30 protein-coding genes and 1 tRNA gene are annotated in these 26,005 nt (G+C 31.7%); 18 read left to right on the top strand and 13 right to left on the bottom strand.

Annotated elements, in window-relative coordinates; translation table 11 throughout:
- Nucleotides 1-5: 5 nt before the first annotated feature.
- Entirely contained in the window at nt 6-851 is an 846-nt protein-coding gene (locus KCTC32516_RS09250) for a metallophosphoesterase (RefSeq protein WP_301400133.1), read from the top strand.
- On the top strand, nt 852-1,601 hold the full coding sequence (locus tag KCTC32516_RS09245) for a LytR/AlgR family response regulator transcription factor (RefSeq protein WP_301400132.1): 750 nt from the start codon (nt 852-854) through the stop codon (nt 1,599-1,601).
- Between the two features lie 82 nt (nt 1,602-1,683).
- On the opposite strand, the gene KCTC32516_RS09240 is transcribed toward KCTC32516_RS09245, so the two are convergent.
- The 5 genes from KCTC32516_RS09240 to KCTC32516_RS09220 form a co-directional block, all read right to left on the bottom strand.
- A complete protein-coding gene (locus KCTC32516_RS09240) occupies nt 1,684-2,613 on the bottom strand; it encodes a threonine/serine dehydratase family protein (protein ID WP_301400131.1) in 930 nt (309 codons plus the stop codon).
- 192 nt (nt 2,614-2,805) lie between these two features.
- Nucleotides 2,806-2,881 (bottom strand) — tRNA-His (locus tag KCTC32516_RS09235).
- A 54-nt stretch (nt 2,882-2,935) separates the two neighbouring features.
- Nucleotides 2,936-3,652 carry a bacillithiol biosynthesis deacetylase BshB1 gene (bshB1, locus tag KCTC32516_RS09230; protein WP_301400130.1) on the bottom strand — a complete coding sequence of 239 codons (717 nt, stop codon included), beginning with the start codon at nt 3,650-3,652 and terminating at the stop codon, nt 2,936-2,938.
- A complete protein-coding gene (locus KCTC32516_RS09225) occupies nt 3,649-4,830 on the bottom strand; it encodes a trans-sulfuration enzyme family protein (RefSeq protein ID WP_301400129.1) in 1,182 nt (393 codons plus the stop codon). The genes bshB1 and KCTC32516_RS09225 overlap by 4 nt, the downstream gene beginning before the upstream one ends.
- Nucleotides 4,831-4,866: 36 nt before the next feature.
- The gene (locus KCTC32516_RS09220; RefSeq protein WP_301400128.1) at nt 4,867-6,276 is read right to left on the bottom strand and encodes an MATE family efflux transporter; all 1,410 of its coding nucleotides are present in this window, start codon (nt 6,274-6,276) and stop codon (nt 4,867-4,869) included.
- Nucleotides 6,277-6,457: 181 nt separating this feature from the next.
- Here KCTC32516_RS09220 and KCTC32516_RS09215 point away from each other — a divergent pair, with 181 nt between their 5' ends.
- The 3 genes from KCTC32516_RS09215 (at nt 6,458) to KCTC32516_RS09205 (ending at nt 8,197) form a co-directional block, all read left to right on the top strand.
- A complete protein-coding gene (locus KCTC32516_RS09215; protein WP_301400127.1) occupies nt 6,458-7,159 on the top strand; it encodes a Rossmann-like and DUF2520 domain-containing protein in 702 nt (233 codons plus the stop codon).
- An 84-nt stretch (nt 7,160-7,243) separates the two neighbouring features.
- A complete protein-coding gene (locus tag KCTC32516_RS09210; protein ID WP_301400126.1) occupies nt 7,244-7,771 on the top strand; it encodes a KdsC family phosphatase in 528 nt (175 codons plus the stop codon).
- Entirely contained in the window at nt 7,772-8,197 is a 426-nt protein-coding gene (locus KCTC32516_RS09205; RefSeq protein WP_301400125.1) for a DUF2147 domain-containing protein, read from the top strand. It begins immediately after the preceding gene.
- Here the strand turns inward: KCTC32516_RS09205 and KCTC32516_RS09200 are convergent.
- Entirely contained in the window at nt 8,194-8,835 is a 642-nt protein-coding gene (locus tag KCTC32516_RS09200) for a protein-L-isoaspartate(D-aspartate) O-methyltransferase (protein ID WP_301400124.1), read from the bottom strand. The genes KCTC32516_RS09205 and KCTC32516_RS09200 overlap by 4 nt on opposite strands.
- 197 nt (nt 8,836-9,032) lie before the next feature.
- Here KCTC32516_RS09200 and KCTC32516_RS09195 point away from each other — a divergent pair, with 197 nt between their 5' ends.
- The 3 genes from KCTC32516_RS09195 to KCTC32516_RS09185 all read left to right on the top strand — a co-directional run bounded on the left by KCTC32516_RS09195 (nt 9,033) and on the right by KCTC32516_RS09185 (nt 11,993).
- Nucleotides 9,033-9,992 carry a Gfo/Idh/MocA family oxidoreductase gene (locus tag KCTC32516_RS09195; protein ID WP_301400123.1) on the top strand — a complete coding sequence of 320 codons (960 nt, stop codon included), beginning with the start codon at nt 9,033-9,035 and terminating at the stop codon, nt 9,990-9,992.
- A gap of 332 nt (nt 9,993-10,324) precedes the next feature.
- Nucleotides 10,325-11,212 carry a 3-hydroxyacyl-CoA dehydrogenase family protein gene (locus tag KCTC32516_RS09190; RefSeq protein ID WP_301400122.1) on the top strand — a complete coding sequence of 296 codons (888 nt, stop codon included), beginning with the start codon at nt 10,325-10,327 and terminating at the stop codon, nt 11,210-11,212.
- Nucleotides 11,213-11,450: 238 nt separating this feature from the next.
- Entirely contained in the window at nt 11,451-11,993 is a 543-nt protein-coding gene (locus KCTC32516_RS09185) for an acyloxyacyl hydrolase (RefSeq protein WP_301400121.1), read from the top strand.
- 50 nt (nt 11,994-12,043) lie between these two features.
- Here KCTC32516_RS09185 and KCTC32516_RS09180 read toward each other — a convergent pair whose 3' ends face one another.
- The 4 genes from KCTC32516_RS09180 to KCTC32516_RS09165 are packed head-to-tail and all read right to left on the bottom strand — an operon-like array spanning nt 12,044 to nt 16,354.
- Nucleotides 12,044-13,171, bottom strand: coding sequence for an efflux RND transporter periplasmic adaptor subunit (locus tag KCTC32516_RS09180; RefSeq protein WP_301400120.1), 1,128 nt, complete (start codon nt 13,169-13,171; stop codon nt 12,044-12,046).
- A 13-nt stretch (nt 13,172-13,184) separates the two neighbouring features.
- Complete coding sequence (locus KCTC32516_RS09175) at nt 13,185-14,429, bottom strand: ABC transporter permease (RefSeq protein WP_301400119.1); 1,245 nt, start codon at nt 14,427-14,429, stop codon at nt 13,185-13,187.
- 1 nt (nt 14,430) lies between these two features.
- Nucleotides 14,431-15,660, bottom strand: coding sequence for an ABC transporter permease (locus tag KCTC32516_RS09170; protein WP_301400118.1), 1,230 nt, complete (start codon nt 15,658-15,660; stop codon nt 14,431-14,433).
- Nucleotide 15,661: 1 nt separating this feature from the next.
- Nucleotides 15,662-16,354: an ABC transporter ATP-binding protein gene (locus KCTC32516_RS09165; RefSeq protein WP_301400117.1), complete on the bottom strand. Its 693-nt coding sequence runs from the start codon at nt 16,352-16,354 to the stop codon at nt 15,662-15,664.
- 201 nt (nt 16,355-16,555) lie between these two features.
- Between KCTC32516_RS09165 and KCTC32516_RS09160 the strand changes: the two genes are divergently transcribed.
- The 6 genes from KCTC32516_RS09160 (at nt 16,556) to arsB (ending at nt 20,225) form a co-directional block, all read left to right on the top strand.
- A complete protein-coding gene (locus tag KCTC32516_RS09160; protein WP_301400116.1) occupies nt 16,556-16,984 on the top strand; it encodes a thiol-disulfide oxidoreductase DCC family protein in 429 nt (142 codons plus the stop codon).
- Nucleotides 16,981-17,628, top strand: coding sequence for an HAD family hydrolase (locus KCTC32516_RS09155; protein WP_301400115.1), 648 nt, complete (start codon nt 16,981-16,983; stop codon nt 17,626-17,628). Before KCTC32516_RS09160 ends, KCTC32516_RS09155 begins: the two co-directional genes overlap by 4 nt.
- 79 nt (nt 17,629-17,707) lie before the next feature.
- The gene (locus tag KCTC32516_RS09150; protein ID WP_301400114.1) at nt 17,708-18,040 is read left to right on the top strand and encodes an ArsR/SmtB family transcription factor; all 333 of its coding nucleotides are present in this window, start codon (nt 17,708-17,710) and stop codon (nt 18,038-18,040) included.
- Between the two features lie 38 nt (nt 18,041-18,078).
- The gene (locus KCTC32516_RS09145; RefSeq protein WP_301400113.1) at nt 18,079-18,540 is read left to right on the top strand and encodes a DUF6428 family protein; all 462 of its coding nucleotides are present in this window, start codon (nt 18,079-18,081) and stop codon (nt 18,538-18,540) included.
- A gap of 2 nt (nt 18,541-18,542) precedes the next feature.
- Nucleotides 18,543-19,178, top strand: coding sequence for a low molecular weight phosphatase family protein (locus KCTC32516_RS09140; RefSeq protein WP_301400112.1), 636 nt, complete (start codon nt 18,543-18,545; stop codon nt 19,176-19,178).
- A gap of 3 nt (nt 19,179-19,181) precedes the next feature.
- A complete protein-coding gene (gene arsB, locus KCTC32516_RS09135; RefSeq protein WP_301400111.1) occupies nt 19,182-20,225 on the top strand; it encodes an ACR3 family arsenite efflux transporter in 1,044 nt (347 codons plus the stop codon).
- A gap of 8 nt (nt 20,226-20,233) precedes the next feature.
- On the opposite strand, the gene KCTC32516_RS09130 is transcribed toward arsB, so the two are convergent.
- Both KCTC32516_RS09130 and KCTC32516_RS09125 read right to left on the bottom strand, forming a co-directional pair.
- A complete protein-coding gene (locus tag KCTC32516_RS09130; protein WP_301400110.1) occupies nt 20,234-21,082 on the bottom strand; it encodes a sulfurtransferase in 849 nt (282 codons plus the stop codon).
- Nucleotides 21,083-21,114: 32 nt separating this feature from the next.
- A complete protein-coding gene (locus KCTC32516_RS09125) occupies nt 21,115-22,422 on the bottom strand; it encodes a dicarboxylate/amino acid:cation symporter (protein WP_301400109.1) in 1,308 nt (435 codons plus the stop codon).
- A 142-nt stretch (nt 22,423-22,564) separates the two neighbouring features.
- Here KCTC32516_RS09125 and KCTC32516_RS09120 point away from each other — a divergent pair, with 142 nt between their 5' ends.
- From KCTC32516_RS09120 to KCTC32516_RS09110, 3 genes are all read left to right on the top strand, one after another.
- Nucleotides 22,565-22,876 (top strand): DUF6787 family protein, encoded by a 312-nt coding sequence (locus KCTC32516_RS09120; RefSeq protein WP_301400108.1) that lies wholly within the window; start codon nt 22,565-22,567, stop codon nt 22,874-22,876.
- Nucleotides 22,876-23,502 (top strand): NUDIX hydrolase, encoded by a 627-nt coding sequence (locus tag KCTC32516_RS09115; RefSeq protein WP_301400107.1) that lies wholly within the window; start codon nt 22,876-22,878, stop codon nt 23,500-23,502. The genes KCTC32516_RS09120 and KCTC32516_RS09115 overlap by 1 nt, the downstream gene beginning before the upstream one ends.
- A gap of 64 nt (nt 23,503-23,566) precedes the next feature.
- On the top strand, nt 23,567-24,382 hold the full coding sequence (locus tag KCTC32516_RS09110; protein WP_301400106.1) for a lysophospholipid acyltransferase family protein: 816 nt from the start codon (nt 23,567-23,569) through the stop codon (nt 24,380-24,382).
- 56 nt (nt 24,383-24,438) lie between these two features.
- Here the strand turns inward: KCTC32516_RS09110 and KCTC32516_RS09105 are convergent, their stop codons facing one another.
- Nucleotides 24,439-24,912 (bottom strand): Dps family protein, encoded by a 474-nt coding sequence (locus KCTC32516_RS09105; RefSeq protein ID WP_301400105.1) that lies wholly within the window; start codon nt 24,910-24,912, stop codon nt 24,439-24,441.
- 104 nt (nt 24,913-25,016) lie between these two features.
- Here KCTC32516_RS09105 and KCTC32516_RS09100 point away from each other — a divergent pair, with 104 nt between their 5' ends.
- Entirely contained in the window at nt 25,017-25,958 is a 942-nt protein-coding gene (locus tag KCTC32516_RS09100; RefSeq protein ID WP_301400104.1) for a hydrogen peroxide-inducible genes activator, read from the top strand.
- Nucleotides 25,959-26,005: the final 47 nt, after the last annotated feature.

The following is a 26,005-nucleotide window of genomic DNA, read 5'->3' as shown; positions in this document are numbered from 1 at the left end:
CAGCTATGAAAAGAAGAAAATTTATTAAAAACACAATTATTGGAACAGTAGGAGCAACTTTACTTGGCGGAATATATTCTTGGCAAATTGAACCATTTTGGCTAGAATTTGTAAAGAAAAAAATGCCAATTAAAAATTTACCCGATCATTTAATTGGTAAAACACTCATGCAAATTAGCGACATGCATGTTGGCAATCGCTTTGATTATCAATACATAATAGATTCTTTTCAAAAAGCACAGAAGTTAAATCCAGATTTTGTGGTTTATACTGGAGATTATGTTTCTTATGAAAATAAAGAGCAATTTACTCAGCTAAAAAAAGTTTTAAATCATGTTGTAAAAGGCAAATTAGGAACAGTCGGAATTCTTGGAAATCACGATTATGGTAAAAATTGGTCAGAACAAGAAGTTGCAAATGAAATTACTTCTCTTCTTGAAAAAGATGGAGTATCAATTCTAAATAATGAGCAAAAAAACATCAACGGATTGAATATTATTGGATTGGATGATTATTGGGGATTGAATTTTAATCCGCAGAAAATAATGAATCAAATAGATCATAAAAATGCAAATTTGGTTTTATGTCACAATCCAGATGTTTGCGATTTAGATGCTTGGAATAATTATAAAGGATGGATTTTATCTGGTCATACACATGGCGGACAAGTAAAACCTCCGTTTTTAGATCCGCTTATTTTACCTGTTAAAAACAAAAAATATGCTGCTGGTCAAATAGATTTAGACGATGGAAGAACATTGTATATCAACAGAGCTTTAGGTTGTTTATGGCAAGTTCGATTTAATGTAAGACCAGAAATCACCATTTTTGAATTAGAAAAACAAGTATAAATGCAACAACAAACAGCCATTTTAGTTGATGATATGCCACAAGCATTAGAAATGTTAACACAAGATATTGCTAACAATCATCCAATGATACAAATTATTGGTACTGCAAACAGTGTGGTTTCTGCTGCAAAAATTTTGCAGAAAGAACAACCAGACATGTTGTTTTTAGATATTATGTTGGGAGACGGAACTGGATTTGATTTGTTAGAAATCATTCCGAATTTAACTTCTAAAATTATCTTTGTAACCGCAAGTGACGAGTTTGCGATAAGAGCTTTTAAATTTGCCGCAATCGATTATATTTTAAAACCCTACTCTAATGATGAACTGAAAAATGCAATTGACAAAGCAATGCATCAAATTCAGCCAAAAAACGAGCAGTTATCAGTCTTACAAGAATCTATTGCTTCGCCAAATCAATTGCCTAAAAAAATATCATTACACACTTTAGGTAAAATTGTGGTGGTTTCTTTAGATGAAATAATCCGTTGTAAATCCGACAATAATTATACTACTTTTTATTTTGAAAATGGCTCTAAAATTATGGTTACCAAAACTTTAAAATTTTATGCAGATTTATTAAAAAATAACTCATTTTTACGCGTACATCAAAGTCATTTGGTAAACACAAAATACATAAAGGAATTTATAAAATCTGATGGTGGTTATTTAGTATTAAAAGATAAAAGTACCGTTTCAGTTTCCGTTCGTAAACGTGCAGAAGTTATTGAAGCACTTGCCAATCTTTAATTTTGTGTCATTCCTGCGAAGGTAGGAATCTTTCAAAATCTAAGTTTTTGAATTCCCATTTTCATGGGAATGACATTCTTTTTTAAAAAGGAAGTTTTGTAATATCTACATTTCCTCCAGAAATAAGAACTCCCACTTTTTTATTTTTAAACAAAGTTGGCTCTTTAAAAATTGCTGCAACAGCAACAGCGCTAGAAGGTTCTATGGTGATTTTCATTCGTTCCCAAACAAAACGCATGGCAGCAATAATTTCATCTTCAGTAACTCTAATTATTTGCGTTACATGTTTTAAAATGATTGGAAAATTGTGATTTCCAAGCTGCGTTTTCAATCCGTCTGCAATTGTATTAGCTGTTTTATTGGTTTCTATTTTTCCGCTTTTTAGCGAACGATACGCATCATCAACTTTTAAAGGTTCCGCTCCTATTACTTTTGTAGATGGAGAAAAGGCATTTGCAAATAAACACGTTCCTGCAATCAAACCACCACCGCCAATTGGTGCAATCATATAATCAAAGTCCGATGCTGATTGCAGTAATTCATAACAAGCAGTTCCTTGTCCGTCAATTACATCAATATTGTTTGATGGATGAATAAAAGTTGCTCCGGTTTCTTTCCGAATCTTTTCGGAAGCCAATTCTCTTGCTGCCAAAGTTGGTTCACTAATTGTTACGATTCCGCCATAATCTAACACCGCTTTTCTTTTAATTTCTGGAGCAGAAGAAGGCATCACAATGTATGCTTTTACACCTAAATTTTTAGCCGCTAACGATAATGCTTGTGCAAAATTCCCGGAAGAATGTGTTACAACACCTTTATTCCTTTGTGTCTTTGATAAATTTAAGATTGCGTTACTTGCTCCTCTAATTTTATAGGATCCTGTTTTTTGAAAGTTTTCGCATTTTAAAAAAACGTTTGCATTTGTTGCTTCGTTTAATAATCTCGAATGCAAAACGGGTGTTTTATGAATATGTGGTTGTATTCTTTTGTAAACGTTCAATAAATGTTGCATAGAAATAAGTATTTATCCAAATGTAAAAAATAAAGCACAAAAAAACCTTTTCATTTCTGAAAAGGTTTTGCTTTTGGGTGGAAGACGGGATTCCTTTCGACTGCGCTCAAGATAAACTTCTCATCCCTTGCTTTAATCCTTAAACTCTAGGCACAAAAAAATCCTTCTCATAACGAGAAGGATTTTGCTTTTGGGTGGAAGACGGGATTCGAACCCGCGACCCTCGGTACCACAAACCGATACTCTAACCAACTGAGCTACAACCACCATATAATTGCGGGTGCAAATATAATTTATTTTTTAATTCTCTACCAAAGAAAATCTAAATTAATTTATCTAAACTTTCTACAGCAACGTAACGTTCTGTGGTAAAACCTTCTGCGTATTCTACGCCAATTAATCTTCCTAAATCATTTGCTCTATAATGAATACTCTCAATAAAATTTTTACTTGTTATTGGAGTTTCTGGTTCTTTACTGTTCGGATCAAAAAACTGTGAACTATATGCTTTTACCGATTCAATTTTTACATTCATAAAGCCTGTTACATCAACCACAAAATTGGGTTCTACGTTTTTCCATTGGATGTAATGATACACTTGTTTTGGTCGCCATTTTTGTTGACTTTCTCCATCTAATTCCGTTTCTACCTTTATCAATCCGCTTAAAAAACACGCGTCAGAAACCAATGTACTTCCTTTCGGATGATCAATGTGTCGATCATCAACTGAATTACACAACACAATTTCTGGTTGGTATTTACGAATCATTTTTATGATTTCTAATTGATGCTTTTTATCGTTGACAAAAAATCCATCTGCAAAACCTAAATTTTCACGAACCGAAACTCCTAATATTTTTGCCGCATTTGCAGCTTCTTGATCACGCAAATTTGCCGAACCACGAGTTCCTAATTCACCACGTGTTAAATCTACAATTCCGACTTTTTTTCCTAAAGAAATTTCTTTGGAAATGGTTGCTCCACAACCTAATTCAACATCGTCTGGATGCGCTCCAAAAGCTAATATATCTAGTTTCATTTTTCTTCTTTTTGTACTATTTTTTCTATTCTACTATCTATTGCTTGCTCAATATCGGCAATGATATCTTTGGTTTCTTCAATTCCAACAGAAAACCGAATCAATCCATCTTTTATTCCTTGGTTTTCTCTTTCTTCTGGAGATAATAATGCGTGGGATGTTTGTGTTGGACTTAACATCGTGCTTTCTACTCCAGCCAAACTCATGGATGGTTTTATCAACGATAAAGCATTCATAAAATCCATTGCGTTTATAGTATCATTTAATTCAAAAGACAGCATTCCTCCAAAATTGCTCATTTGTTTTTTTGCCAATGCATAATTTGGATGCGATTTTAAACCAGGATAATACACGTTAGCAATTGACTCATTTTTATCTAAATATTTTGCCATTTTTAAGGCATTTTTACTTTGACGTTTTACACGCAAACTCATCGTTTTTAAACTGCGTTCTAACATCCAAACCGTAAAATCACTTAAACTTCCGCCTAAGTTTTTTGCGATGTTCCAAATCTTATCAATATGTTCATTTGATGCAGCAACTGCGCCTGCCAAAATATCTGAATGTCCGCCCATATATTTTGTCGCAGAATGCAGCATAATATCAATTCCGAAATCAATTGGAGTTTGGTTTATTGGTGATGCAAACGTATTATCAATCATGGTTACAATTCCGTTTTGCTTTGCCAAGTCTGCAACCAACTGCATGTCTGTAATGGTTAACAACGGGTTAGACGGAGTTTCTATGTACAATACTTTGGTGTTTTCTTTGATTTCTTTTTGAAAAGATTCGATAGATAAATCCTTTGTAAACGAATATTCAATTCCGAATTTATCAAACTCTTCAACCACAAAATTATACGTTCCGCCATACAAGGTTTGTTGCAAAACAATATGATCTCCTTTGTGTAAAAAAGCCAACAAAGTTGTACTAACAGCTGCCATTCCTGAACCAAAAATCAGTGCATTCTCTGTTTTTTCTAATGCTGCAATTTTCTTGCATAGCATTTCTTGGTTTGGTGTGTTAAAATAACGCGGATATCGTTTTACATCTACATTATCAAACTCATACGAAGTCGACATGTAAATTGGAGAAATTGCGCCTTTAAATTGTTCATCTTTAACTTCACCAACGTGCGTACAAATGGTGTTTATTCCTAAGTTATTATTTTTCTTCATTATGTAAAAATTAGTTCAGCTAAATTAAGAAAACAATTACACTTGTACTGTTTTCCACTTTCCTTTTTTGAAAAGCCAAATTCCGATTATTGCGATTAGGATTTCTGCTAACGTTATGGATAAAAATACACCAATTGGTCCAGCTTCAAATAGTATTGCAACGATATAAGCAAACGGCAATTGAAACACCCAAAAGCAAACAAAATTGATATACGTCGGCGTTTTTGTGTCTCCAGACCCATTAAAAGACTGAATAACAACCATTCCGTAGGCATAAAAAACATAACCCGCTGCAATAATTTGCAAACATAATGTTCCGTTTTTCACCACTTCAGGATTATCGCTAAACCAACCTAAAAAAGTAGATGCAAAAACCATATAAATGATGGAAACAAATCCCATAAAATATGCTGCATATTTACTGGTTTTCCAAACCGATTTTTCTGCTCTGTCTGGTTTTTTTGCCCCCAAATTTTGTCCAACTAATGTTGCCGCTGCATTGCTCATTCCCCATGCTGGCATTAAAGTAAACATCATTATTCTAATTGCAATTGTATACCCTGCCAACACTTCGCTACCAAATTCTGACATGATTCTCATCAAGAAAACCCAACTAGAAGTTCCGATTAAAAACTGACCAATTCCGCCTAAAGAAACTTTGATCAAATTAATCATTACAGAAACTCGAATCACCACATCTTTTACGGCAATTTTAATTTTTCCAAAACCATAAAACAATGCGATTAATTGCCAAACAACAGCAGTTCCTCTACCAATTGTTGTTGCAATTGCTGCTCCCTCTACTCCGTACGCAGGAATCGGACCCAATCCAAAAATAAAAATTGGATCTAAAATAATGTTCAGTCCGTTTGATAAAATCAACGTCCACATCGCAATAGAAGCATTTCCTGCGCCTCTAAAAATAGCGTTGATTAAAAACAACAGCATAATAGTAATGTTTCCTCCTAATAAAATTTTTGTATAGCCAAAACCCTCTTCAATTAAATCGGTTTCAGCGCCCATTAATGCTAAAATTTCCTTCGGATATAGAATTCCGATAACACTAATTATAATAGCGATGACAACTCCTAAAATGATCACTTGTATGGCTGCTTGGTTGGCTCCAACAACATCTTTTTCTCCAATTCTCCTTGCAACAACAGCAGTTACCGCCATACTTAATCCAATGGCAACTGCGTACACTAAGGTAATTACAGATTCTGTTAAACCAATGGTTGCAACAGCATTTACACTGATTCTAGAAACGTAAATAATATCGACCAAAGCAAATATCGATTCCATTAGCATCTCTAAAATCATCGGAATCGATAATAGAAAAACTGCTTTTCGAATGCTTCCAGTTGTAAAATCTTGTTCTTTTCCGCTAACGGCGTCTTTAAAAAGTTGAAAAATGTTTTTTATGGTAAATTGATTGTTTTGTGACATACTACTTAAAAATATAAAATAATAGAATTCAGCTTTGATGATATTTCAATGCTGATAATTTTGGATCGTGTTAGAAACGACGAAAACAGGAGTCTATTTAAACAATCATAAGACCGCAAATATGCAAAAATATTTTTAATAATCTAATTGTTGAAAATTAATTTCAATATCTTCGCTAGATATGATTTCAGTAGTAATTCTTGGTAACGGAAATGTGGCAACACATTTATATAGTGCTTTTTCTAAGGCGTTAAATATCAATGTGACACAAATCAATTCTAGAAAACTATCAACTATTCCTAGTTCTGATGTAACTATCATTGCAGTTTCTGATGATGCAATTCGGCAAGTTTCTCAAGAAATTGGTGATAGAAAAGGATTGATTATGCATACTTCTGGTGCAGTTGACATCAACGCAATTGCAGGAAAACGAAAAGGGGTTTTTTATCCGTTGCAATCGTTTACAAAAAACGCAATCATCAATTTTAATGAGATTCCGTTTTGCCTAGAAACTTCACATAAAGATGATTTTAATTTGTTGGAAAATGTCGCAAAATCTATTGGAAAAAAAATCTATCAAATTGATTCAGAACAACGAAAAAAACTACATGTTGCAGCTGTTTTTGTAAATAATTTTAGCAATCATATGTATACAATTGCGAATGATATTTGTGAGAAAAACGATGTTCCTTTTGAGATTTTATACCCTTTGATTGAAGAAACAGCTAAAAAGGCACAATCAATTTCTCCAAAAGATGCACAAACGGGTCCTGCAAAAAGAAACGATGTGCAAACGATACAAAATCATTTAGAACAATTAAATTTGCAGCAGCAAAAAATATATCAACTGCTTACAAAGTCAATTCAAAACTCAATTGAATAAATTAAAATAAAATGTCTCCCCGAGCGGAGTCGAGAGGTTATATGAGTTCTCGACTCCGCTCGAACAGACAAATTAAATTAAAATATGGAAAAAAGTTATAAAGAATTTTTATCTCAAATAAATACATTAATTTTTGATGTTGACGGCGTTTTAACCAACGGAATCGTGACGGTTTTTCCGAACGGAGAATTGGTAAGACACATGAATATTAAAGATGGCTATGCATTAAAAACAGCTGTTGATGCTGGATTAAATGTCTGTATTATTTCTGGTGGAAATAACGAAGGTGTAAGAATTCGTTTGAAAGACTTGGGAATTAAAGACATTTATCTAGGTGCGCATGATAAAATTAAACAATACAACGAGTTGGTTGAAAAATACCATTTACAATCAGAAAACGTATTGTATATGGGAGATGACATTCCAGATTATCCAGTGATGAAATTAGTTGGAATGCCTTGTTGCCCAAATGATGCAGCTCCAGAAATTCAGGAAATTTCTAAATACATTTCTTACAAAAAAGGAGGCGAAGGTTGTGCAAGAGATATCATCGAACAAATATTACGCGTTCAAGGAAAATGGAGTGGGAATTTTGATGCGAAATACGATTAAATGAAAAAACTAATTTTTCTTTTTTTCTTGTTATTTACTACAATTGCCTTTTCGCAATCTATTTTAGGGAAATGGAAATCTGTAGATGAAGAAACCAATAAAGATGAATCTATTATTGAAGTTTATCAAGAAAATGGCAAATTCTACGGAAAGATTATTCAGCTTTTAGACCCAAAAACAAAAAATGCTGTTTGCGAAAATTGCAAAGGAAAAAACAAAAATAAACCGATAAAAGGATTGGTTATTATCAATGGGTTAAAAAAAGATGGCGACGAATGGTCAGGTGGAAAAGTTTTAGATCCAAAAAATGGAAAAGAATACAAATGCTACATCACGTTAAAAGATAATAATACGATGAAACTTCGTGGTTATATTGGTTTTTCAGTTTTTGGCAGAACTGCATATTGGTATCGAATAAAAAATTAATTTTTCTCTCCCAACATCGGTACAAAAGCAAAGTCTCCTAATTCGTGCTTTTCAAATTCTTTGGCAGATTTCCTGATAAACAACGTCATTATTTGTGTTGTATCACCAACAGGAATTAATAACTTTCCTCCTACTTTTAGCTGACTTAATAACGGTTTCGGCACAAAAGGTGCTCCAGCGGTTACAATAATTTTATCAAAAGGTGCAACTTCTGGCAATCCTTTATAACCATCGCCAAAAATTAATTTCTTTGCTCTATAGCCTAATTTTGGTAAGAACAAAGATGTTTTTTTAAACAATTCTTTTTGACGCTCTATCGAATAGACTTCTGCTTTCATTTCTAGTAAAACAGCCGTTTGATATCCAGAACCTGTACCTATTTCTAATACTTTATCTCCAGGTTTAACCTCTAGTGTTTGCGATTGAAATGCAACGGTGTAAGGCTGAGAAATGGTTTGCTCGGCTGCAATCGGAAATGCTTTATCTTGATAAGCGTGCGCTTCGAAACTAGAATCGATAAACAAATGTCGTGGAATTTTACAGACAGCATCTAACACATTTTTATCGGTAATTCCTTTCGCTTCTAACACGTTAGCTAGCTGTTTTCTAAGTCCTTGATGTTTATGTGTATCTTTCAATTCTAAGTAAAGTTTGGAGTTCTAAAAGTAGTAATAAATCTAAAAAAATAGCTATAAAAGTGTATCTTTGTTCGCGATAAATTTTTTTTTAAAAAAACTCAAAAAATTGTCTGTTCGAGCGCAGTCGAGAACTACTTAAGACAATTTAATTATAAAACCTCTCGACTGCGCTCGAGGAGACATTAAAATATATGTATATGCTAAAAGTAGGTGTTCTTGGCGCTGGTCATTTAGGAAAAATTCATCTTCGTTTATTACAACAATCAGATAAATACGAATTAATAGGTTTTTACGATTCATTTACAGAAAACGCACAAAAAGTTGCCGAAGAATTTGGGTATACCTTGTTTGATTCTGTAGAAAGTTTAATTGATGAAGTTGATGTAATAGACATTGTAACTCCAACATTATCACATTTTGAATGTGCAAAATTAGCCATAGAAAAAGGCTGCCATATTTTTATTGAAAAACCAATTACAAAAACAGTTTTAGAAGCAGAAGCAATTAGGACCTTGGCAAGTCAGAAACATATTCGTGGACAAGTTGGTCACGTAGAACGTTTTAATCCTGCGTTTACCGCTGTAAAAGACATGATTGATGCGCCAATGTTTATAGAAACGCATCGATTGGCAGAATTTAATCCTAGAGGAACTGATGTTCCTGTGGTATTGGATTTAATGATTCACGATATCGATATTATTTTAAGCGTCGTTAAATCGCCTGTAAAAAACGTTCACGCAAGTGGTGTTTCGGTAATTAGTGAAACGCCAGATATTGCCAATGCAAGAATCGAATTTGAAAACGGTTGTGTTGCCAATTTAACTGCGAGTAGAATTTCAATGAAAAATATGCGTAAATCTAGATTTTTTCAAAAAGATGCCTATATTTCTGTTGATTTTTTAGAAAAAACTGCAGAAGTTGTAAAAATGAAAGATGTTCCAAAGCATCAAGATGAGTTTGCCATGATTTTACAAAATGCTGAAGGCGTTAAAAAACAAATCTATTTTGACAATCCAGAAGTTACAGAAAATAACGCCATTTTAGACGAGTTAGAATCGTTTGCTGATGCGATTAATAATGATACAACTCCGGTTGTTTCTTTGTCACAAGGAACAGAAGCTTTAAGAATTGCTCAACGAATCATTGATTGTTTTTAATTATAGTTACAAAGTTTGAAAGTAACAAGTTGAAATGTTCTAAAGGTTTTCAGTTTAAATCAAAACTTAAAAAGTATATGCGTTAGGGATTGTAGTGGAAATCCTTTTTTTGAAACATCTCGTCATTACGAGGAAGAATGACGAAGTAATCTCTTAATTAATAATGAGATTGCCACAGAAAGCAAAAACTTTCTTCGCAATGACAAAACAAAAAAAGATTGAAACGTAAAGCCCGTTAAAACGCCCAAAAAAAATATTAAAATAATTAAAAAATTGAAAAACTCAAAGAGCATTTTTAATCTTTAAATAACAAATTTTTAAATAATACATACATGAAAAATATCGCTGTAATTGGTTCAGGAACAATGGGAAACGGAATTGCGCACACTTTTGCTCAATTTGGATTTCAAGTGCAATTAATTGACATTTCTGAAACTGCATTGGCTAAAGGAATTGCAACTATTACGAAGAACTTAGATAGAATGGTTGCCAAAGAAAAAATTTCTGAAGCTGATAAAAACAACACCTTAAACAATATCACCACCTACACTTCTATCAAAGCTGGTGTGCAGTATGCAAGTTTGGTTGTGGAAGCTGCAACAGAAAATGTAGATTTAAAACTCAATATTTTTAGAGAATTGGATGAAGTTTGTCCAGAAGACACCATTCTAGCAACAAATACTTCTTCAATTTCAATTACTCAAATTGCTGCAGTAACAAAAAGACCAACGCAAGTAATCGGAATGCATTTTATGAATCCTGTGCCAATTATGAAATTGGTGGAAATTATTAGAGGTTATAATACTTCTGATGAAGTGATGAAATTTACGGTTGATTTGACAAAAAAAATCAATAAAATTCCGGTTGAAGTAAATGATTATCCTGGTTTTGTTGCCAACAGAATTTTAATGCCAATGATTAATGAATCTATTGAAACATTCTACAACGGAGTAGCTGGTATTAAAGAAATTGACACGGTGATGATGTTGGGAATGGCACATCCAATGGGGCCACTACAATTAGCAGATTTTATTGGTTTAGATGTGTGTTTATCAATCTTGAATGTATTGTATGATGGGTTTAAAAATCCAAAATATGCTCCTTGTCCGTTATTAGTAAATATGGTTAGAGCAGGAAAACTAGGCGTTAAATCTGGTGAAGGTTTTTACGATTATTCTGAAAGCAGAAAAGCAGAAAAAGTTGCGAAGCAATTTGTCTAAGCTACAATCAAAAAAATTAATATAATTTGTCATTTCGAAAAGAGGAACGATTGAGAAATCTATTAAATATTAGTAGTGTTTAACTTTAAATAATGAGATTCCTCCTTATTCTTCGTTCGGAATGACAACAAATTTTTACAAAAAAATAATTGGTTTTGTTTTCGTTTTTAGTTGTTTGATTACTTCATCTTACGGACAAAAGTCAACTAAGGGTTTCTTTACTCTTACTAAAATTGGAATGCAGTTTTCTCAGGGAAACGAAAACAATTTTATGTTTGATGATGTAGATTATTTTTACAGGGCAAACATTATAAAAGGGCAATTGTATTTTCCAATAACAACACTTAAATCTGTTGAAGTTTCTTTGATTGTACAGCCACAAATACAATTTATAAAACACCAATTATACAATGAGCAATTTGTAAGACCAGAAGAAGATAATTATATAGAAAAAAGACAACGTTATACCCAGTTAAAAAACCTTTCGATTACTGCAATTGAGTTTGGTATAGAGGCAAAACAACAGCTCTTTAAAAACCTAAGTATATTTTTTCAAGCTGGTTTAGGACTTAGCTATGTTGATACAGCAACAGAACGTTTGGCAAAAGGGTTTACTTTTTTAGAAAACGGAAATTTAGGATTGGATTTACAGTTAAACCAGAAAACATCTATTCAGTTTTTTGGTGGATTAGGACATGTATCTAATTTAGATTTTCAGTTACCAAATAGCGGATATACTATTTTTAATACGGGTTTTGGTTTTCAATATTCTTTAAAATAAAAAGAGGAAATTTCATTAGAAATTTCCTCTTTTTAGTAAGTTATGAGTTCTTAATTATTTCTTCTACCACCGTTTTTATTGACATCATCTTTAGATGCTTTGTTCCAAATTTTAATTTGGTCATCTTTAGTTATACCAGAAAGAACTTCAATATCTACACCATCAGAAATACCTAGTTTTACAGTTCTTTTTTCAAATGTATCTCCAACTTTAACTTCTACATAAGGCTCTTCCGTTTTTTTATCAAAACGTAACAAAGCTTCTTTAATCGCTAAAACTCCTTCTTTTTTTACTAAAACGATATCTGCATTTGCACTGTAACCTGCTCTAATAAAATTGTTTTTATCCAACGTTACATCTGCTTTTATTTTAAATTGAACAGCTCCTCCTTCTTCAGTACCTTTTGGTGCTACAAAATTTAATTTTGCAGGAAATTTTTTTCCTTCTATTGCCCCTAAAGAAACTTCAATTTTAGTTCCTACTATTAATTTGCTAACTTCAGACTCATCCACTTTTCCTTCAAAAATCATTTTGGTCATATCTGCAATACTAGCAATTGTAGTACCTGCATTAAAGTCGTTTGTTTGAGTTACTTGATATCCTTTTTTAACAGGAATCTCCAAAATCATACCTGATGCTGTAGCTATAATATTTGTATTTGTTGTTTTTCCTAAACCAGATGTTGAACCTTTTTTAATGATTTCTAAATCAGATTCAGCATTTGCTAAATTTAATTTAGCATTATCAAAGTTAAGTTCTGCAGTTTCAAATTCTTGACCAGAGATTACTCCTTTATCAAATAGTTTTTTATTTCTATCATAAGAAATTTTTGCATTGTTAAAACTTAGCATTGCAGATTTAACTCTACCTGTAGCACTATTTAAAGAAGCTATGTTTGGTACAACTCTAACGGTTGCGATTAAATCTCCATTTTTTACGATGGCTCCTTCAACTACAAAGACTTCATCAATAATTCCTGTAATTTGAGGTTTAATCTCTACTTCTTCTAGTGGCACAACTTTACCAGTTGCAACAGTTTTTTCAACAATAGTTGTAGTGAAAGCTGTTTCAGTTTCAAATTCTATAATATTTGTTTTGTTCTTTTTACCGAACCAAATAAGGGCCGCAATAAAACCTACTGCTATAATTGCTAAAATAATTTTTGCTCTTTTACTCATAATTGTTATTTGTTTATTCTTCTCTTAATGCTTCTATTGGTTTCACTATTGTTGCCATATATGCTGGTATCAATCCTATTAAAGACCCAAATACCGTTAATGTTAAAAATGCTATTAATATAATTGGAATATTTACAGTTGGATTAACTAATACTGCATTTTCTCCATTTCCTACCAATTTATCTAATCCAAATAAAACTAAAGCTCCAAAAACAATTCCTAACATTCCTGCAACTGTAGTTAAGAATACAGATTCTAAAACAATTTGTCTTCTAATACTAAGTGGAGTTGCTCCAAGGGCTCTTCTAATTCCGATTTCTTTTGTACGTTCTTTCACTGTAATTAATAAAATATTACCAATGGCAAAAACTCCAGCAATTAATGTAGCAATACCAACAAACCATGTTAAAAATTGCATTCCAGTTAAAAACCCAGTTACTTTTGCTATTGCTACTCCAAGGTTTATACTACCAAATGCTCTTTGATCCTCTGGACTTACATTATGTAGATTTTTTAAGGTTAACAAAATATCTGCTTCCATTTGTACAATGTCAATTCCATCATTGGCAGTAATCATCATCCAGCCTATTTTATTTCCAGTATTGTACACTTTTTGAAAAGTTGAAAATGGTATGTAAGCAGAATCTCCATCAAAACTAATTCCGATAGAAGGCTTATAAACGCCAACTACTTTATAATTGATACTATTTATATTAACAAGTTGACCTATTGGAAATTCATTCTTTTCAAACAATTGTTTGTACATTTCCTCAGAGATAACACAAACTTTTGCATAGGATAAAATATCATTTTCGTTTAAAAAACGACCATACATTAAGTTCTTTTTCTGTATTTTATCTAAAACTGGATAATCTCCACTAACTTGAAAAGTACCTGTTTTAAACCCTTTTATAATTAAATTTGATGTTTGATTTCTTGGTGCTAATAATCTAATTTCTTTGCTATATTCACTTTTTAAAATTTCTACATCCTTTAAGGTTAAACTAAATCTGCGATTTTTTTGGAATCCTTTAAATGGTATTTCGGTAGCTCGTGGAAAAATAAAGACGCTATTGGTAGCAAAGCTTCCAAAAATTTTATTAAAATTATTCTCTATCCCTCTTGCTGCACCTAATAAAACAACTAACAAGAAAATTCCCCACAACACACCAACTATAGTAATTGCTGTTCTGGTTTTATTTTTACGAATACTTCCGTAAATTTCTTGCCATGTATCTGAATCAAATAAAAATTTCATCTTAATCTGCTCTTAATGCTACAATTGGTTTAATACTTGCTGCTCTTTTTGCGGGAACATATCCTGCAATTAACCCTGATAAAATTAAAGTAATAGTTGCTCCTATTACAATTCCTGGGCTTACACTTGGATCTTTTATAAAATAATCTTCTAAACTATTTCCAATTTCACTTAAAATAAAGGTTCCTAGTGACAACCCTAAATATCCAGCAATTGTTGTTATCAAAACGGATTCTTGTACAACCATTCCAACAATTGATGCTGGTTGAGCACCTAAAGCTTTTCTGATTCCAAACTCTTTTGTTCGTTCTTTAATAACAAAAATCATAATATTACTAATACCGATGATTCCTGCAACCAACGTTCCTGATCCAATAAAAATTACAATAAAGTACAACGCTATTACAAAAGTACCAACACCTTTATTTGTATCTGCCATATTCTGAACAGATAAAGCGCTTTGATCATCTGGAGCTATATTTAATTCCTTTCTTAAATCTCGTTCCAATTTATTACCAAAAGCGATTGCTTCATCTAAACTTAAATCTGGATTATATCCAATATTAATTTGATTGATAAAGTCGTTATTACCATAAATCATTTGAGCTGTTGTAACTGGTATATATGTATAACGTTCTTCATTATCTCCACCTTCATCAGAAAAAACACCAATAATTTGATAGGATATTCCACTAACATTTACACGCTTTCCTAAGGCTGGTCTTTCTCCAAATAAGTCTTGTTTTACTAAACGACCAATTACAATTACTTTGGCTTTTTCTTTTAAATCTCTATCGTTAATATACCTTCCTTCATCAATAATTGTTTTTTCCAAAAATTGATGATCTGGGTTAACAGCTCTTAAACTATAATTATCTTGTTTGTCTTTGTATGAAATGTTTACGCTTTTATTTACTCTAGCTGTTAAATACTGTATTTTAGAATCGTATCCGTTTTTTACAAAATTATAATCTTTATTTTTTAATTGGATTACTCTACCTGTTTGTAATCCTTTATAAGGTTTCGTTGTTTTTCTAACCCTAACAGACATAAAATTTGCAGCATCATCAGAAAAAGCATCTTTAAAAGAGTTACTAAGTCCACTTACAATCCCAAATAATAAGGTAAAAAGTAAGATTGCAAAAGCTACTGTAAAACCAGACATTACAGAACGTAATTTGTTTTTACTGATGCTTTGAAAAATTTCTCTCCAACGATCTAAATCGAACATACTATACTGCTTTTGCTTTATTGGTTAATTCATCGCTAATAATAACGCCATCTTTTAATCTAACAATTCTTTTGGTTTGTTCTGCAACTTCTTCTTCGTGTGTAATAACAAAAACAGTCATTCCTTCGTTATTGATATCTCTTAACAAATCCATTACATTGTCTGTAGTAGTAGAATCTAATGCTCCTGTTGGTTCATCTGCCAAAACAACTTTTGGTTGTGTTACCAAAGCTCTTGCAATTGCAACACGTTGCTTTTGTCCACCAGACAATTCATTTGGTAAATGATTTGCCCAATCTTTTAATTCAACTTTATCTAAATATTCCATTGCTATTTTTAAACGTTCTTTTCTTGGAATACCTTTATAATATAATGGTAATGCAACGTTTTCTAAAGCAGTTTTGTAGGATATTAAATTAAACGACTGAAAAACAAATCCTAAAAATTTATTTCTTAAAATAGCTGCTTTCTTTTCATTTAAATTTTTAATTAACTGACCGTTTAAATAATATTCTCCTTCATCATGTTCATCTAAAAGGCCAACAATGTTTAATAATGTAGATTTTCCTGAACCAGAAGATCCCATAATTGAAACAAATTCACCTTCTTTAATATGTAAATCAATTCCTTTTAAAACATGTAAAGAATCCTTCCCGATTGGATAAGATTTGTGTAGTTTTTTTATTTCTATCATCTGAATTAGTTCCTTTTTTGCGAAAGTAATTATTGCGTTATTTTAAAGCTATTAATGTTATGTTAAAGAATCACTTTAGCAAACTTTTCTGTTTTATAACTACTTCTGTGTATCTGACGTCTTAAAGCAAAAATTGTTACATGAAATTCATTAATTTTATGGAAATTTGTAGAATATTATTTTTAATGATACTTTTTTCTGATGGATCTATTTGATAAACTACTAAAAAATAAGCAACTAGTCCTTTTTGATGGAGTTTGTAATTTTTGCAACGCTTCTGTTTTAAAAATTATAAAAAAAGACACACAAAATATTTTTTTATTTGCTTCACTTCAATCAGAAATAGGAAAAGAAATCACACATCATTTTAAGATTGATACAAAAAAAATAGATTCTATTGTTTTGGTTGTATCAAATACTACGTTTTATATTAAATCTACTGCAGCATTAAAAATTGCAAAACATTTTGGTGGATTCTGGATGCTTTTTCAAATCTTTTGGATTTTACCAACAGCGTTTAGAGATTTGGTTTACAATTATATTGCAAAAAATCGCTACAAATGGTTTGGAAAAAAAGAAAGCTGCATGCTACCAACTCCAGAATTAAAATCTAAATTTATAGACTCATGAACAGGATACAATGTGTAATTTTTGATATGGATGGCGTAATTATCGATTCAGAATTACTCCATAAAAAAGCGTATTACGAAACTTTTATTTCTTTAGGATTAGAAGTTTCTGAAGAATTATACAAAACTTTAACAGGTTCTTCTACCATTAATGCATTTCAGAAATTGGTTGCGCATTTTAGTTTAGATCAAGATCCAAACGAATTGGTGTTGCAAAAAAGAAAGCGTTATGTAAATTTTTTTGAAAGCGATCCAACATTGCATTTGGTAAAAGGTGTCGAAGAAATCATCAAGTATTTTTATGAAAAAGAAATTACGCTAATTTTAGCTTCTTCTTCTGCCATGGTAAATATTAATCGGGTTTTTAATCGCTTTGATTTAAATCCCTATTTTACGGCAAAAATAAGCGGAGCAGATTTAAAGGAATCAAAACCACATCCAGAGATTTTTGAAAAAGCGGCCGTTTTAGGAAACACTCCCAAAGAAAATTGTATTGTTATTGAGGATTCTGATAACGGCGTTAAAGCAGCAAATGCTGCTGGCATTTTTGTTTTTGGATACAGAAATCCGTTAGCTGCAGATCAAACCTTAGAAAATGCAGACAAAGTGATAACTGCTTTTAGTGAACTAAAGAAATTCATTTAATTTTTATAAAAAAACAAAAAAAATAGTTTGTTGGTTTCATTATTAATCGTAATATTGCAATGAAACAATTAAAGAGCAAATGGGAATCACAAAAGCAGAAAAATTTACTGACGAACAAAATGAAATTGCTTTGTTTGCCAAAGTATTTGGACATCCAGCAAGAGTTGCCATTTTACAGCATTTATTTAAAATTGACGCGTGTGTTTGTGGCGATTTAGTAAATGAAATAAAATTAGCACAACCCACAATATCTCAGCATTTAAAAGAATTAAAACTCTTAGGTTTGATTAAAGGAAATGTGGAAGGCACGAGTGTTTGTTACTGTATAGACTCAAAAAATTGGACGAGAATGAAAGAAGTGATGTTTCAATTTTTAAATCAAGATCTTACGGAAAAAGAAAATTGTTGCTAAAAAAATAACAGATTTAATCATCTTAAAATATTAAAATCATGAAATTATCAGAAATAAAAGAAGCTTTAAATAGATTAGAAACAATTGCTTTTCAATTGCCAAACGGAGAATTAGTTCCCAATCATTTTCATGTGACCGAAGTTGGAAAAATAACTAAAAATTTTATCGATTGTGGTGGCACAATCCGTAAAGAAGAAGTGGTTAATTTTCAACTTTGGAACGCCAACGATTATGACCATAGATTGCATCCAGAGAAATTAATACACATTATTAAACTTTCTGAAGAAATATTAGAAATAGAAGATTTAGAAATTGAAGTAGAATATCAAGCAGAAACCATTGGTAAGTTTGGATTGGATTTTGACGGAAAAACCTTTTTATTAACAACAAAACAAACAGATTGTTTGGCTAAAGGAAAATGTGAAGTTCCAACAGTAAAAGAAGTTGCAAAAGTTTTACAAGCTTCATCTTGTTGCTCCCCAACTAGCGGTTGTTGTTAATTATGAAAAACAGATTAAAAATGACTTTACTTCCTGAAATCGAATTCGTTATTTCAACTTTAAATGTTGATACAATTACGAACAAACGAAAAGAAATTTTATACCCATTAATTGATTTTATCAATACAAAAGTTGATGACAATAAAGAAATTTGGTTAAACTTTATTTGTACACACAATTCTCGTAGAAGTCATTTAGCACAAGTTTGGGCACAAACCATGGCGCATTATTTCAATATCAAAAACGTGTTTTGCTATTCTGGTGGAACAGAGGAAACAGCCCTTTTCCCAATGATTGTTGAAACCTTACAACATTCAGGTTTTGAAATCACAAAAGAATCTAAAAGTAAAAATCCTATTTATAATATTTCATTTTCTAAAGAAGCACAACCAATTATCGGATTTTCAAAAAAATTAGACGATGATTTCAATCCAAAATCAGCATTTGCTGCCATTATGACCTGCAATTCAGCAAATGAAGCTTGCCCATTTGTTCCGGGTGCAGAAAAACGAATTCCCATCACTTTTGAAGATCCAAAAGCATTTGACAATACACCACAACAGGTAGAAAAATACAACGAAAGAAGTATTCAAATTGCTACTGAAATGTACTATATTTTTTCTCAAATAAATTCTTAAAAAATGGCGACAAAAAAATTAAGCTTTCTTGATAAATATTTAACCTTATGGATCTTTGTAGCCATGGCTATTGGAATCGGATTAGGGTATTTTATTCCTACCTTTCCAAACATCATCAACTCTTTCAGTAGCGGATTCACAAATATTCCGATTGCAATTGGTTTGATTTTAATGATGTATCCGCCATTGGCAAAAGTAAATTATGCTTTGTTACCTAAAGTGTTTAAAAACACAAAAATCTTATCCATTTCGCTACTTTTAAATTGGATCATTGGTCCAATTTTAATGTTTGTATTGGCAATTACGTTTTTACGTGACTATCCAGAATACATGGTTGGGCTTATTTTAATAGGATTAGCTCGCTGTATTGCCATGGTGTTGGTTTGGAATGATTTGGCTGAAGGAAGTAGTGAATATGGCGCTGGTTTAGTTGCGTTAAATAGTATTTTTCAAGTATTTGCCTATTCTTTTTATGCATGGATTTTTATTACAGTACTTCCGCCCTATTTTGGATTTGACGGCGCAATTGTAGACATTTCCATTACAACAATTGCAGAAAGTGTTGCTATTTATTTGGGAATTCCGTTTGCACTGGGAATTTTAAGTCGATTGATTTTAGTGAAATTAAAAGGCGAAAAATGGTATACCGAAACATTTATTCCAACGATTTCTCCAATAACATTAATTGCATTGTTATTTACCATTACCGTAATGTTTTCTTTAAAAGGAGAATTGATTGTAGAAATCCCGATGGATGTAGTCATTATTGCAATTCCGTTATTGATTTATTTTACCTTGATGTTCATCATCGGCTTTTTTGTTACCAAAGCAACTGGAGCATCTTATGATAAAACTGCTTCGGTAGCATTTACAGCAGCAGGAAATAATTTTGAATTAGCAATTGCGGTTGCGATTGCAGTTTTTGGATTGAATTCTGGGCAAGCGTTTGCAGGAGTGATTGGTCCTTTAGTAGAAGTACCTGCGTTAATTTTATTGGTTAAGGTTTCGTTTTGGCTGCGTAAAAAATATTACACAAAAAATCAGTAAAAAAACTGTTATTCAATTGGTAAGTGAGGTAAACTTCCCCACTCTGTCCAAGAACCATCATACACAGAAACCTCTTTATAACCTACAATTGTTGCTCCTAAAGCCAATATACAGGCTGTAATTCCAGAACCACAAGAAAAAACAAGTGCTTTATTAGATGGATTCACTTTTAAAAATAATTGCTCTAATTCTTCTTTCGATTTTAATTCAAAAGTATTTAAAAGTGATGCAAACGGTAAATTTGTAGAAGTCGGAATATGACCGCTTCGTATTTCTTTTCTAGGCTCTGGTTCGGCTGCATTAAATCTTCCAACAGAACGAGCATCAACAACTTGTTTCTCTCCGTTAGAAATTGATCTTAGTACTGCATCAGAATCAATTATTTTTTCTGGGTGATACTTTGCTTCAAAATCTCCTAATTCAACATTGTGAGTTTGTTTTTTCTCTATTGGATACCTTGCTTTTTCCCATGCAGGAAATCCACCATCTAAAACAGCAATATTATCAAAACCCATCGATTTAAACAACCACCAAACTCTAGGCGAAGAATAAATTCCGTGCATATCGTACACCACAATACAAGAATTTTTATTGATTCCTAATTTTCTTGCTTCTCGTTCAAAATCTTTTGGTTTGATTGCTGTATTTGGAAACGCTGCTCCTTGAATAGAAAATGTTTTTTTAAGATCAAAAAAACGAGTATTCGGAATTTGATTTTCTGCAGTAACACCATCAATTTTACTCAGAGAAACTTTAGGAATTGTACCCTCTAAAACTATTAAATTGGTTGCATCTTTATGTTGATACAACCAATTTACAGAAACTAATGGTTTTTCTATTTGTAATAAATTCTCCATTAATTATAATCTTATATTAAGTTTTTTTAATATTATTTAACCTCTTTGTAATTATCGTCCCAATCTTGAATTTTAGGTTCACCTAATTTACCAACTGATTTTGCAACCAACATAGAAACAGCTGCATCTCCAGTTACATTTACTACAGTTCTACACATATCCAACGGTCTATCAACCGCAAAAATCAACGCCAAACCAGCTTCTGGAATTCCAGCATAACCCAAAACTCCAACCAACATTACCATTCCTGCACCAGGAACAGCTGCTGAACCAATGGATGCTAAGGTTGCTGTTGCAATAATTCCTAATTGAGTTCCAAAAGTTAAATCCATTCCAAATGCTTGTGCAATAAATACTGCTGCAACTGCTTGATACAAACTTGTGCCATCCATATTAATTGTTGCTCCAATTGGCAACACAAAACTTGCAACTTCTTCTTCTACACCAATATGTTCTGTAACTCTTTCCATTGTAACCGGAAGTGTTGCTGCGCTTGAACTTGTAGAGAATGCTAGTAATTGTGCTGGAGCCATTGCTTTCATAAAAAAGCTTGGTGTTTTTTTTGTAAAAACAACCACCAATATATTGTAGATGACAATCATTAACATTAAACCGCCAATAACTGTTATTGCGTACCAACCTAAAGCTTTAAACAAATCTAAACTTGGAGATTCGACCACCAAAGCTGCTAATAAAGCAAATACACCATAAGGTGCTGCTAGCATTATTAAATCGACCATTTTAAGGATGACTTCATTAAATCCGTCAAAAAATTTCTTAACCGTTGCTCCTTTTTCTTCTGGTATCAAAATCAAACCTATTCCGAAAAACACTGCAAAAAAGATTACCTGTAACATATTTCTGTTACTGGTTGCTGCTGCAAAAATATTTTCTGGTACTAAATCTACCAAAGCTTGTAAGGGTCCGCTTTCTTTTTGTTTAGCGGCTTCATCTTTATATTTTGTAGTATTTGTGCTATAACTTTCTACCATTTCTGTTCTTGTAGATTCAGAAATTTGTTTTCCAGGCTTTACTATATTTACTAACACCAATCCAATAGAAACAGCCATTACAGTGGTTACAATATAAATACCAATGGTTCTTCCTCCCATTTTTGAAAGCTTAGAAATATCTTTTAAATCTGAAACTCCTTTAATTAATGCTGCTAAAATAAGTGGAATTGCAATCAATTTTAACGAGTTGATAAAGATGGTTCCAAATGGTTTTATCCAATCTTTAATAAAGGTTTTTCCAAAATCAAAATTTGTCATGATTAGGGCAAAAACAACTCCTAATAACATTCCCAATAATATTTTCCAGTGTAGTGCTAATTTTTTCATTTAATAGAATTATAATTATAATTTTGAAAGGTAAAAAAAATAAAATCCATCCTCCAAATTTCTGAACGTTATTTTAGAAATGTACTTGTTTAAATTTTCTATAACTAGAATCATGTTGTATTTTTGCGGCATACTTTTAAAAATGGAGAAATTAAAAAAGCGTTGGAATGTAACTTCTAACTGGCAAGTGTTTGTTATTTTATTAGTGTTTTCTATTACAGGTTATACTTCTTTAGTGATTGCAAAACCTATTTTAAATTTTATTGGCTTAGGTCAAGCAACCACAAATCCTTGGATATACAGACCTTTACGGATTTTATTGATTTTCCCTTTTTACCAAATCTTAATTGTTTGTAACGGTTGGCTTTTTGGGCAGTTTACCTTTTTCTGGAATTTTGAAAAGAAAATGTTGCGTAGATTAGGTTTTAAAAGATTTTTAAAAAGTATAGAATAATGAAATTTACTGCATTTTTAAATACGATAAATCATATACAGTCTGCAAAAATTGGTGGCTTAGAATCTCAGTTTAGATTGGCTCCAAAAATGCGTTTAAATTATAATGCCGAAAAAATTGCTGCTAGCAATCCAAAAAGAGCTGCAGTTTTAGCATTATTTTATCCAAATAAAAATGGCGAAACTTGTTTTTTACTTACAGAGCGAGCAAGTTATAAAGGAACACATTCTGCACAGATTAGTTTTCCTGGAGGAAAAATAGAAAAATCGGATAAAAACCTAAAGGAAACTGCGTTAAGAGAAACTTTTGAAGAAGTTGGAGTTTTAAAGGAACGCATTACCGTTCTTCGAGAAATCACAGATGTGTACATTCCGCCAAGTAATTTTTTAGCAACTCCATTTATTGCATATACAGAAGAGAAACCTGTTTTTAATACAAATCATGAAGTAGAACAGACTTTTGATGTTTTGCTAAAAGACCTTTTAGACGATGCTAATATTACATCTATAAATATTACAACTTCTTATGCAAAAAATATTGATGTACCTTGCTTTAAACTAAATAATTACATTGTTTGGGGAGCAACTGCAATGATTCTAAATGAAATTAAAGAATTATTAAAATAGCCTGTTACTATATTCTTTTGTATTTTAGCAGGTAACTAACTAGTAAAATTAAAACCAACTATTAATGCCTTTATTCAAAAGAAATCCTTTTGGACATATTCTGTTTTTAAAAAAATGGGTGATTAGAATTTTTGCTACCGTTTCTCATGGTAGATATAGACGATTTAATAATTTACACATCGAAGGTTCAGAAATTATTAGAAATTTACCCGAGAATAATGTACTTTTTGTTTCTAATCATCAAACGTATTTTGCAGATGTAACTGCCATGTTTCACGTATTTAATGCTTCCTTAAAAGGCAGAGATAATAACATTAAAAACATCGGTTATATTTGGCAACCTAAATTAAACCTTTATTATGTTGCTGCTGGCGAAACCATGCGTTCTGGATTATTACCTAAAATCTTTGCGTATGCTGGTTCCGTTTCTATTGAAAGAACTTGGAGAAGCAACGGGAAAAATGTAAACAGACAAGTAAAAAATTCAGACATTTCTAATATCGGAAAAGCATTAAAAGATGGCTGGGTGATTACATTTCCTCAAGGAACAACAACGCCATTTAAACCAATTAGAAGAGGAACTGCGCATATTATTAAAACCTATAAACCAACAGTTGTACCTGTTGTTATTGATGGATTTAGACGTTCTTTTGATAAAAAAGGATTGGTGATAAAAAAACGAAATGTGTTGCAATCTATGGTGATTAAAGAACCTTTAGAAATCGATTACGAAAATGAATCTGTAGCAGATATTGTTACCAAAATTGAGTTTGCTATAGAGCAACATCCTTCATTTTTAAAAGTACTCTCTGTAAAAGAATTAGAGGAATTGACAAAAGAAGAAGAAGAACTGAACAAAAAACGAGAGTTTTGGAATTAAACAACATAAAAAAAGAGCAACCATGGTTGCTCTTTTTTTATGTAAACTAATGGTGGTTATTTCCCTAACCAAGCATTCATCATCCAAATTGTTTTTTCTTGTTCTGCTATAAAATCGCTCATCATAGCATTTGTTCCTTCATCATTTGCATCTCCAGAATTATTTAAAATTTCTCGTTCTATCGACAACAATTCTGAAAGTGAATGTACAACTACTTCTACAGCTTCAATATCGTTAGAAACATCTTTTGCAACAGGAACTTTTGCCAACGAAATATACTCACTAAAAGTATGTAATGGTTTTCCTTGTAAGGTTAAAATTCGTTCTGCAATCAAATCAATTTTTAATTGTGAATCGTTATACAACTCTTCAAACTTTACATGCAATTCAAAAAAATTCTTCCCTTTTATATTCCAGTGTAGACCCCTTAAACTTTGGTAATATACTTGAAAATTAGCTAACAAAACATTTAATTCATTCACTAAGTTTTCCGTTTCTTTTCTGTCTAATCCTAATACTGTTTTGTTCATTTTTAGTCTATTTTTTTGTTCATTTCAAAATTACAAAAAGATTTTAATCAAAAACTATAAGTAATATTGATAGTTTTAATATCTTTATCAAAAATATTGATGAAATGACTATTACACAATTAAAATATGTACTTTCTGTAGCAGAATATCAGAATTTTACAATCGCTGCTGAGCATAGTTTTGTTACACAACCCACATTGAGTATGCAAATACAAAAATTAGAAGACGAACTAAAAGCTAAAATATTTAATCGTTCTACAAAACCAATTGAACTAACAGATATTGGAAAAAAGATTGTGGAGCAAGCAAAAATTATTGTGGATGAAAGCAATAGAATAACAGATATTGTGCATCAACAAAAAGGGTTTATTGGTGGCGAATTTAAACTGGGAATCATCCCAACGGTGATGCCAACTTTATTGCCAATGTTCTTAAATAATTTCACTAAAAAATACCCGAAAGTAAAATTGATTATTGAGGAATTAACCACCGAAGAAATCATACGAAAACTTACTGACGGACACATAGACGCTGCGATTGCTGCAACTCCGTTAGAAAACGAAGCAATTAAAGAAAGACCTTTATATTACGAACCCTTTGTAGGTTTGATCCCAGAAAATCATCGTCTTTTTAAAGAAAAAGTGATTAATCCTGATGAATTAGAAATGGACGATATTTTGTTATTAGAAGATGGACATTGTTTTAAAGAAAGTGTCATCAACTTATGTAGAACCTACAAAACTGATAATAAAAAATCGTTTCAATTGGCTAGTGGAAGTTTTGATACACTTATAAAATTAACAAAAGAAGGTTTGGGAATGACATTGCTTCCGTATTTACATACCTTAGATTTAAACGACGTCGATAAAAGTCATTTACGTGAATTTATTAGTCCGCCACCAGCAAGGGAAGTGAGTTTAATTTATCATAAATCGCTATTAAAAATGCAATTGATAGAAGCATTAAAAACTACCATTGATGCTGTTATTAGAGGTGCAATTTCTTTTTCTGATGTAAAAATTATCAGTCCGTTGCAGAAGAAATAATTTTACTGTTATTTCTACAAAGTCAGGAATAACATAATAATTTAAAT

It is taken from the genome of Polaribacter huanghezhanensis (genome assembly GCF_030444335.1).
GTDB lineage: Bacteria > Bacteroidota > Bacteroidia > Flavobacteriales > Flavobacteriaceae > Polaribacter > Polaribacter huanghezhanensis.
Note: the sequence above shows the minus strand (reverse complement) of the source record. Positions and strands in the feature narration are given on the sequence as shown.

Excerpts from the sequence above, each read along its gene's own strand:
- arsB (WP_301400111.1), top strand. The coding sequence starts at position 19,182 with ATGGCGACAAAAAAATTAAGCTTTCTTGATAAATATTTAACCTTATGG.
- KCTC32516_RS09150 (WP_301400114.1), top strand. The coding sequence starts at position 17,708 with ATGGGAATCACAAAAGCAGAAAAATTTACTGACGAACAAAATGAAATT.
- KCTC32516_RS09185 (WP_301400121.1), top strand. The coding sequence starts at position 11,451 with ATGCAGTTTTCTCAGGGAAACGAAAACAATTTTATGTTTGATGATGTA.
- KCTC32516_RS09140 (WP_301400112.1), top strand. The coding sequence starts at position 18,543 with ATGAAAAACAGATTAAAAATGACTTTACTTCCTGAAATCGAATTCGTT.
- KCTC32516_RS09195 (WP_301400123.1), top strand. The coding sequence starts at position 9,033 with ATGCTAAAAGTAGGTGTTCTTGGCGCTGGTCATTTAGGAAAAATTCAT.
- KCTC32516_RS09145 (WP_301400113.1), top strand. The coding sequence starts at position 18,079 with ATGAAATTATCAGAAATAAAAGAAGCTTTAAATAGATTAGAAACAATT.
- KCTC32516_RS09215 (WP_301400127.1), top strand. The coding sequence starts at position 6,458 with ATGATTTCAGTAGTAATTCTTGGTAACGGAAATGTGGCAACACATTTA.
- KCTC32516_RS09205 (WP_301400125.1), top strand. The coding sequence starts at position 7,772 with ATGAAAAAACTAATTTTTCTTTTTTTCTTGTTATTTACTACAATTGCC.
- KCTC32516_RS09170 (WP_301400118.1), bottom strand. The coding sequence starts at position 15,660 with ATGTTCGATTTAGATCGTTGGAGAGAAATTTTTCAAAGCATCAGTAAA.
- KCTC32516_RS09115 (WP_301400107.1), top strand. The coding sequence starts at position 22,876 with ATGAAATTTACTGCATTTTTAAATACGATAAATCATATACAGTCTGCA.
- bshB1 (WP_301400130.1), bottom strand. The coding sequence starts at position 3,652 with ATGAAACTAGATATATTAGCTTTTGGAGCGCATCCAGACGATGTTGAA.
- KCTC32516_RS09220 (WP_301400128.1), bottom strand. The coding sequence starts at position 6,276 with ATGTCACAAAACAATCAATTTACCATAAAAAACATTTTTCAACTTTTT.
- KCTC32516_RS09130 (WP_301400110.1), bottom strand. The coding sequence starts at position 21,082 with ATGGAGAATTTATTACAAATAGAAAAACCATTAGTTTCTGTAAATTGG.
- KCTC32516_RS09240 (WP_301400131.1), bottom strand. The coding sequence starts at position 2,613 with ATGCAACATTTATTGAACGTTTACAAAAGAATACAACCACATATTCAT.
- KCTC32516_RS09105 (WP_301400105.1), bottom strand. The coding sequence starts at position 24,912 with ATGAACAAAACAGTATTAGGATTAGACAGAAAAGAAACGGAAAACTTA.
- KCTC32516_RS09120 (WP_301400108.1), top strand. The coding sequence starts at position 22,565 with ATGGAGAAATTAAAAAAGCGTTGGAATGTAACTTCTAACTGGCAAGTG.
- KCTC32516_RS09245 (WP_301400132.1), top strand. The coding sequence starts at position 852 with ATGCAACAACAAACAGCCATTTTAGTTGATGATATGCCACAAGCATTA.
- KCTC32516_RS09180 (WP_301400120.1), bottom strand. The coding sequence starts at position 13,171 with ATGAGTAAAAGAGCAAAAATTATTTTAGCAATTATAGCAGTAGGTTTT.
- KCTC32516_RS09250 (WP_301400133.1), top strand. The coding sequence starts at position 6 with ATGAAAAGAAGAAAATTTATTAAAAACACAATTATTGGAACAGTAGGA.
- KCTC32516_RS09175 (WP_301400119.1), bottom strand. The coding sequence starts at position 14,429 with ATGAAATTTTTATTTGATTCAGATACATGGCAAGAAATTTACGGAAGT.
- KCTC32516_RS09160 (WP_301400116.1), top strand. The coding sequence starts at position 16,556 with ATGGATCTATTTGATAAACTACTAAAAAATAAGCAACTAGTCCTTTTT.
- KCTC32516_RS09210 (WP_301400126.1), top strand. The coding sequence starts at position 7,244 with ATGGAAAAAAGTTATAAAGAATTTTTATCTCAAATAAATACATTAATT.
- KCTC32516_RS09165 (WP_301400117.1), bottom strand. The coding sequence starts at position 16,354 with ATGATAGAAATAAAAAAACTACACAAATCTTATCCAATCGGGAAGGAT.
- KCTC32516_RS09155 (WP_301400115.1), top strand. The coding sequence starts at position 16,981 with ATGAACAGGATACAATGTGTAATTTTTGATATGGATGGCGTAATTATC.
- KCTC32516_RS09100 (WP_301400104.1), top strand. The coding sequence starts at position 25,017 with ATGACTATTACACAATTAAAATATGTACTTTCTGTAGCAGAATATCAG.
- KCTC32516_RS09225 (WP_301400129.1), bottom strand. The coding sequence starts at position 4,830 with ATGAAGAAAAATAATAACTTAGGAATAAACACCATTTGTACGCACGTT.
- KCTC32516_RS09190 (WP_301400122.1), top strand. The coding sequence starts at position 10,325 with ATGAAAAATATCGCTGTAATTGGTTCAGGAACAATGGGAAACGGAATT.
- KCTC32516_RS09110 (WP_301400106.1), top strand. The coding sequence starts at position 23,567 with ATGCCTTTATTCAAAAGAAATCCTTTTGGACATATTCTGTTTTTAAAA.
- KCTC32516_RS09125 (WP_301400109.1), bottom strand. The coding sequence starts at position 22,422 with ATGAAAAAATTAGCACTACACTGGAAAATATTATTGGGAATGTTATTA.